General features: G+C 66.3%; 6 protein-coding genes and 1 pseudogene. 2 read left to right on the top strand and 5 right to left on the bottom strand.

Annotation, left to right across the window (positions count from 1 at the left end; translation table 11 throughout):
• Positions 1 to 32 precede the first annotated feature (32 nt).
• Positions 33 to 1,250, top strand: coding sequence for a DNA polymerase IV (gene dinB / locus WAN02_RS19100; RefSeq protein ID WP_422265805.1), 1,218 nt, complete (start codon positions 33 to 35; stop codon positions 1,248 to 1,250).
• A gap of 30 nt (positions 1,251 to 1,280) precedes the next feature.
• On the opposite strand, the gene WAN02_RS19095 is transcribed toward dinB, so the two are convergent.
• The 3 genes from WAN02_RS19095 to WAN02_RS19085 are packed head-to-tail and all read right to left on the bottom strand — an operon-like array spanning position 1,281 to position 3,049.
• Positions 1,281 to 1,598 carry a hypothetical protein gene (locus tag WAN02_RS19095; protein WP_422265804.1) on the bottom strand — a complete coding sequence of 106 codons (318 nt, stop codon included), beginning with the start codon at positions 1,596 to 1,598 and terminating at the stop codon, positions 1,281 to 1,283.
• A complete protein-coding gene (locus WAN02_RS19090; RefSeq protein WP_422265803.1) occupies positions 1,583 to 2,587 on the bottom strand; it encodes a PHP domain-containing protein in 1,005 nt (334 codons plus the stop codon). Before WAN02_RS19090 ends, WAN02_RS19095 begins: the two co-directional genes overlap by 16 nt.
• A 21-nt stretch (positions 2,588 to 2,608) precedes the next feature.
• Positions 2,609 to 3,049 (bottom strand): TMEM128 family protein, encoded by a 441-nt coding sequence (locus tag WAN02_RS19085; RefSeq protein ID WP_422265807.1) that lies wholly within the window; start codon positions 3,047 to 3,049, stop codon positions 2,609 to 2,611.
• Positions 3,050 to 3,071: 22 nt separating this feature from the next.
• On the opposite strand from WAN02_RS19085, the gene WAN02_RS19080 reads away from it, so the two are divergent.
• Positions 3,072 to 3,920 carry an LLM class F420-dependent oxidoreductase gene (locus WAN02_RS19080; RefSeq protein WP_422265802.1) on the top strand — a complete coding sequence of 283 codons (849 nt, stop codon included), beginning with the start codon at positions 3,072 to 3,074 and terminating at the stop codon, positions 3,918 to 3,920.
• Positions 3,921 to 3,950: 30 nt separating this feature from the next.
• Here the strand turns inward: WAN02_RS19080 and WAN02_RS19075 are convergent.
• Positions 3,951 to 4,505 (bottom strand): annotated as a pseudogene (locus WAN02_RS19075) (RDD family protein); the annotation flags it as partial.
• A gap of 534 nt (positions 4,506 to 5,039) precedes the next feature.
• Positions 5,040 to 6,506, bottom strand: a complete 1,467-nt coding sequence (locus tag WAN02_RS19070; RefSeq protein WP_422265806.1) for a glutamate synthase subunit beta — start codon at positions 6,504 to 6,506, stop codon at positions 5,040 to 5,042.
• Positions 6,507 to 6,522 lie beyond the last annotated feature (16 nt).

Genomic DNA, 6,522 nt, shown 5'->3' with positions numbered 1-6,522 from the left:
GGTCTAGCCTAGTCACCCATTGATGCGAACATATGTTCGTGTCACGCGCGCCGGGCCGGGCGGCCGAGATCCTGCATGCAGATCTCGACTCGTTCTATGCGTCCGTCGAGCAGCGTGACGACCCGGGCCTGCGCGGCCGGCCGGTGATCGTCGGCGGCGGGGTGGTCCTCGCGGCCAGCTACGAGGCCAAGGCCTACGGCGTGCGGACCGCGATGGGCGGTGCCCAGGCGCGGCGGCTGTGCCCGCAGGCGGTGGTGGTCCCGCCCCGGATGACCGCGTACAGCCAGGCCAGCGATGCGGTGTTCGAGGTGTTCCGCGACACCTCACCGCTGGTGGAAGCGATTTCGGTGGACGAGGCGTTCATTGACGTGGGCGGGCTGCGTCGCATTTCCGGGACCCCAGTCGAGATTGCGGCCCGGCTGCGCAGCGACGTCCGCTCCCGGGTCGGGCTGCCGATCACGGTCGGTATCGCGCGGACGAAGTTCCTGGCAAAGGTGGCCAGCCAGGAAGCCAAACCCGATGGCCTGCTGCTGGTTCCGCCCGGTCGCGAGCTCGACTTCCTGCACCCGCTGCCGGTTCGCCGGCTCTGGGGCGTCGGGGCGGTGACCGCCGAGAAGCTGCGTGCGCACGGCATCGACACGGTCGCCGACGTCGCCGAGCTGAGCGAGTCCACGCTGGCGTCGCTGGTGGGCGGGGGGATGGGCGGTCGGTTGTATGCGCTGTCGCACAACGTCGACACCCGCCGGGTTACGACCGGTGTGCGACGGCGTTCGGTGGGGGCGCAGCGCGCGCTGGGCCGCGCCGGCAACACCATGTCGGCGGCCGAGATCGACGCGGTGGTGATCGGCCTGATCGACCGCATCGCCAGCCGGATGCGCGCAGCCGGACGCACCGGCCGGACCGTCACATTGCGGTTGCGGTTCAACGACTTTGGCCGCGCCACCCGGTCGCACACGCTGCCGTGGGCGACCTGCTCGACGCATGCCCTGCTCGTTACGGCGCGACGGTTGGTCGCGGCCGCCGCCCCGCTGATCGCCGAACGCGGGCTGACGCTGGTCGGCTTCGCGGTCTCCGAGATCGACCGCGACGGCGCCGAGCAACTGATGCTGCCGCTGATCACGCGCGGTGAGCCCGCCGCCGTCGACACGGCGGTCGACCAGGTGCGTCGGCGCTATGGTCGCGCGGCGCTCACCCGCGGGGTGTTGGTCGGTCGCGACCCAGGTTTGGAGATGCCCCATCTACCCGACTGATGCGGTCTAAGCACTCGCTCGCGGGCGCGGTTACGAGAACAGGTCCGCGAGGTTGGCGAACGTGCCTAAGGCCGCAAACAGAGCGGAGTCGACACCGAGTAGCAGATCGTAGGGAACCAGTGCCGTGTTGGCGGACGACGGATCAAGGATCGCGTTCAGGAGGTTGCCGGCGTCGAGCTGATCCGTGACGATGTTCGCGTCGTATGCGGGGAGGCTGGTGAGGGACACATTGAATGCATCCGCAATGGGGAGCAACGAGGAGTAGTCATACGACAGCGTGCTGCTGATGTCGTTGATGATGTCTGTCGGTGACCAAGGGGCCCCCCGCCGGGTCAGGTTGCCGTCCACTCCAACAGCGTGTCGACCGGCCAGGTGTTGACGATGCGATCGACGGGCACGCCGGCGTCCAGCGCACGCTGGGCGCCATAGCCGAGGAAGTCGAGTTGGCCGGGCGCGTGCGCGTCAGTGTCGATGCTGAAATCGCAGCCGATCTCCAGCGCGAGGCTCAGCAGCCGAGTGGGCGGGTCACGGCGTTCCGGCCGGGAATTGATCTCGACGGCGGTGCCGTGCTCGCGGCAGGCGGTGAACACCGCTTCGGCGTCGAACGACGACTCCGGCCGGATGCCGCGATTGCCGGCGACCAGTCGTCCCGTGCAGTGACCGAGAACATCGGCGTGGCCGTTGCTGACGGCGCGGACCATGCGGCGGGTCATCGCCGCGGAATCCATCGACAGCTTCGAGTGCACGCTGGCCACCACGATGTCCAGCCGTTCCAGTAGCTTCGGTTCCTGATCGAGGCTGCCGTCGTCGAGGATGTCCACTTCGATGCCGGTCAGGATCCGCATCGGCTCAAACCGCTGCCGCAGCCCGTCGATGACGTCGAGTTGTTTGCGCAGTCGCTCCGGCGACAGGCCGTTGGCGATCGTCAAACGCGGCGAATGATCGGTCAGCGCACAGTATTCGTGGCCCAACGACGCCGCGGTGGCCATCATCTCCTCGATGTCCGCCGAACCGTCCGACCAGTTCGAATGCAGATGCAGATCGCCCCGCAGCGCCTCCCTGATCTCGCCGCCGCCGAGATCCTCTGCGGCCGAGCGTAATTCGACTAACGCATCGGGCTCACGGCCGGACCAGGCCTGTGCGATCACCTTTGCGGTCTTCGGCCCGATGCCCGGCAGCGACTGCCAGCTGTTGGCTTGACCGTGCCGTTCACGCGCCGCGTCGTCGAGGCCCTCGACGATGTCGGCGGCGTTGCGGTAGGCCATCACCCGCCGGGAGTCTTCTCGAGCGCGGTCTTTGTAGTAGGCGATCTGTCGCAGAGCGGCTACCGGGTCCATCTCTTCAGTGTGCCTCGCCGGCTAGAACCACTGCCCGGCGATGAACCCTGCGAGCAGCACGCCGAAGCCGCCAACCTCGCCGACGACGAGCGCCGGCATCCCCACCCGCAGCGCCCGGTCGGGATGGGCGAACTGATTGTCGGTGTCGCGCTTCAGCCCGTGCTCGATGTAGCTGAGAATCGCGGCGACGAAGAAGAACACCAGGACCATCGCCGCGGTCAGGTTGATCCAGGCCGGCCACGCGCTGAATTGGACGAACACTGCGACCAGCAGCGTCGCAAACGAATACAGCAGCGCCGCCCGATGCGCGATGTCGACGTAAGGGTGGGCGCGGTGGTCGTCGGACACCAATATCTGGCGGTACTTCCACACCCCGAGCACCAACGCCAGCAGGAAGATCAGGCCGGCGGCCAACAAGGTGATGCTGACGTCGTAGCGCAATCCGTCGCGGCACGACTGCAAAACCTGGACTACCGTCGGGTTTATGCGATTTGCTTTCAAAACCTCTCCCCAAAACACCACCTGGGCACGGATGCTGGCGGTCTGGCAGGCCGCCGACGACATCGACGTTTTCGAGTCCGGCTGGACCTTCGACCACTTCTACCCGATCTTCAGCGACAGCACCGGACCGTGTCTAGAGGGCTGGACCACGCTCACCGCGCTGGCCCAGGCGACCAAGCGACTGCGGCTGGGCACCCTGGTCACCGGAATCCACTACCGCCATCCCGCCGTGCTGGCCAACATGGCTGCGGCACTGGACGTCATCTCCGACGGCCGCCTCGAGCTGGGAATCGGGGCCGGCTGGAACGAGGAGGAGTCGGGCGCTTACGGCATCGAGTTGGGCAGCATCCGGGAGCGCTTCGACCGGTTCGAAGAGGCCTGCGAGGTGCTGACCAGCTTGCTCAGCAACGAGACCACCAACTTCGACGGCAAGTTCTACCAGCTCAAGGATGCGCGCAACGAACCCAAGGGGCCGCAGCGCCCGCACCCGCCGATCTGCATCGGCGGCGGCGGCGAGAAGCGCACGCTGCGGATCACCGCCCGCTACGCCCAGCACTGGAACTTCGCCGGTGGTCCACCTGACATGTTCGCCCACAAGCGCGACGTGCTGGCGTCGCACTGCGCGGACATCGGGCGCGACCCCAAGGAGATCATCACGTCGGCGCACCTGCGCCTGGAGCCCGACCTCAACTACGCGAAGGTCATCGACGACGCCGCCGCCCTGGCCGCCGAAGGGCTCGATCTGGGCATCGTGTACATCCCGCCACCGCACGACCCGGCCGTGCTGGAACCGTTGGCCGAGGCAATCCGCGACTCGGGGCTGATCACGTAAATCTCGGGCGGGCAAACGCCCCACCGATATTCAGATGGTGGGCAGGCAAACGGTGTTCAAGATTTTGTCGGCCAGCGTCTGCCGCTTCGCGTCCCATAGCGGGAACAGAAAGCCCACGTAGCAGATGATCCCGTCAATGGCATGGGCGAGTTGGCGCACGATGGACATGCCGAATCCGATCGGCTGGCCGGTCGCCTCGCTGACCACCTTGAACTTGAGGATCGACTTACCGATGGTCGACCCCGTGGTGCCCTGTTTGTAGCCGTAGTTCCAGACCACGTACCCAAGGCCGACCAGCGCGGAGACGAGGACCGCCGCGACGCCCAGCGTGGAGTTTCCGGTAGCACACACATCACCGAGATTGAGTCCGGACGTATCTGTCACACAGGCGGTTTCCTGCGTGGCGGCCTCGATGCCGAGACCGATCCCCAGGAGGACGGCGTAGGGCACTTGATCGATGAGAGTCGCGAGCACCCGCGTGATCCACGGTGTGTAGGCGGCGGCGGGCAGCGCCGCGGGCGCCGGGTATCCCTGCGGCGGCGGGTAGTTGCCAGGTGGCGGGGGCGGATAGTTGCCAGGAGGGGGCGTGAAGGTCATTGAACAGCCTTTCCGTGACGTATCGGCCGTGGTGGCCAGCAAACGTGAGTCAGATCCTGATGGACGGCGCACGCTAACAATCCCCATTTGGAAATGGGTTGGAGGCAGAACGGGCAAATCCGACGCGCGATCGGCAATCAAGAGATGGCGCAAAGATCTATTGCATCTCGCAGAAGGTCACAGAATAGTGACGTCGAGCAAACGCTCCCTGTTATCTGCGAGCGGTTCTGGGGAGCAGTTAAACGCCGAAGCGTAGCAGCTCGTCCGCGGTTACCAGGCGCTCGAGTTTCGCCGGGAATTCGCGGCTCTTAACTGGGTGGCGGAACCATGACCAGGCGATTCGGCCGACCCGGGAACGGGCCATCGGGTTCATGTACACAGCGCTAACTCCTGCGGTCGATCAGCTCAACCGGGCCCCACACCCCGCGACGCCCGTATCGAACTATTAGACAGCCTCCGGCTGGCAAACAGTGTAGGACGCGCCGCAGAATTTATCAAATGTTTCTGCTGTGACGAATGTGACTAGCGCTGCGGGGCCGCGGTGGGCGCGATTGGCGCCGGCAGCGCAGTCTCGCCCATCAGGAACCGGTCCACACCGGCAGCCGCGGCACGGCCCTCGGCAATCGCCCAGACGATCAGCGACTGGCCGCGACCAGCGTCACCTGCAACGAAGACACCCGGCACCGACGTCTCGAAGTTGGCACCGCGCGTCACGTTTCCACGGTCGGTGAGCTCCACACCCAACTCCGTCAGCAGGCCTTTCTTCTCCGGCCCGACAAACCCCATCGCCAACAGCACCAGATCGGCGTCGATGTCGAAGTCGCTGCCCTCGGTCTTGACGAACTTGCCGTCCTGCATCGTCACCTCGTGCACCTTGAGCGCAGCAACGTGACCGTCCCGGCCGACGAATTCCTCGGTGTTGACCGAGAAGACGCGCTCGCCGCCCTCTTCGTGCGCCGAAGACACCCGGAGCATCATCGCGTAGGTCGGCCACGGCGTGGACGGGGCGCGGGTGTCCGGTGGGCGCGGCATGATCTCGAACTGGTGGATGCTCGCCGCACCCTGACGGTGTGCGGTGCCCAGGCAGTCGGCACCGGTGTCGCCGCCGCCGATGATGATGACCTTCTTGTCCTTGGCGGTGATCGGCGGCTCGCCATCGGCGCCGAGCACGTCGTCACCCTCCTGCACCCGGTTGCCCCAGGGCAGGTACTCCATCGCCTGGTGGATGCCGTCCAGCTCGCGGCCCGGGATCGGCAGGTCGCGCCAGTCGGTGGCCCCGCCGGCCAGCACCACCGCGTCGAAGTCGGAGCGCAACTGCTCGGCGGTGATGTCGACACCGACGTTGACGCCGGCACGGAACTCGGTGCCTTCGGCCTGCATCTGCTCGAGCCTGCGGTTCAGGTGCCGTTTTTCCATCTTGAATTCGGGGATGCCGTAGCGCAGCAGCCCGCCGATGCGGTCGGCGCGCTCGAAGACCGTCACCGTGTGTCCGGCCCGGGTCAGTTGCTGCGCGGCGGCCAGACCGGCTGGACCGGAGCCGACGACGGCCACCGTCTTCCCGGTGTGCTGTTCGGACGGAAGCGGAACCACCCAGCCTTCGTCGAAGGCATTGTCGATGATCTCGACTTCGATCTGCTTGATCGTCACCGCGTCCTGGTTGATGCCGAGCACGCATGAGGACTCGCACGGCGCCGGGCAGAGCCGGCCGGTGAACTCCGGGAAGTTGTTGGTGGCGTGCAGCCGCTCGATCGCGTCGCGCCACCGGTCGGTGCGAACCAGGTCATTCCATTCCGGAATCAGGTTGCCCAGTGGACAACCGTTGTGGCAGAACGGAATCCCGCAGTCCATGCACCGAGCCGCCTGGTGCTGCAGGGTCGAGTGCGGGAAGTCTTCGTAGACCTCGTCCCAGTCTTTGAGCCGTAAGTCCACCGGCCGGCGCTTCGGCGTTTCGCGGTGGGTGTATTTCAGGAAACCTTTTGGATCAGGCACTGGCGGCCGCCATGAT

The sequence above is a fragment of the Mycobacterium sp. genome (assembly GCF_049281135.1).
GTDB lineage: Bacteria > Actinomycetota > Actinomycetes > Mycobacteriales > Mycobacteriaceae > Mycobacterium.
The sequence above is the reverse complement of the archived record's forward strand: the minus strand, read 5'-3'. Positions and strand labels throughout refer to the sequence as shown.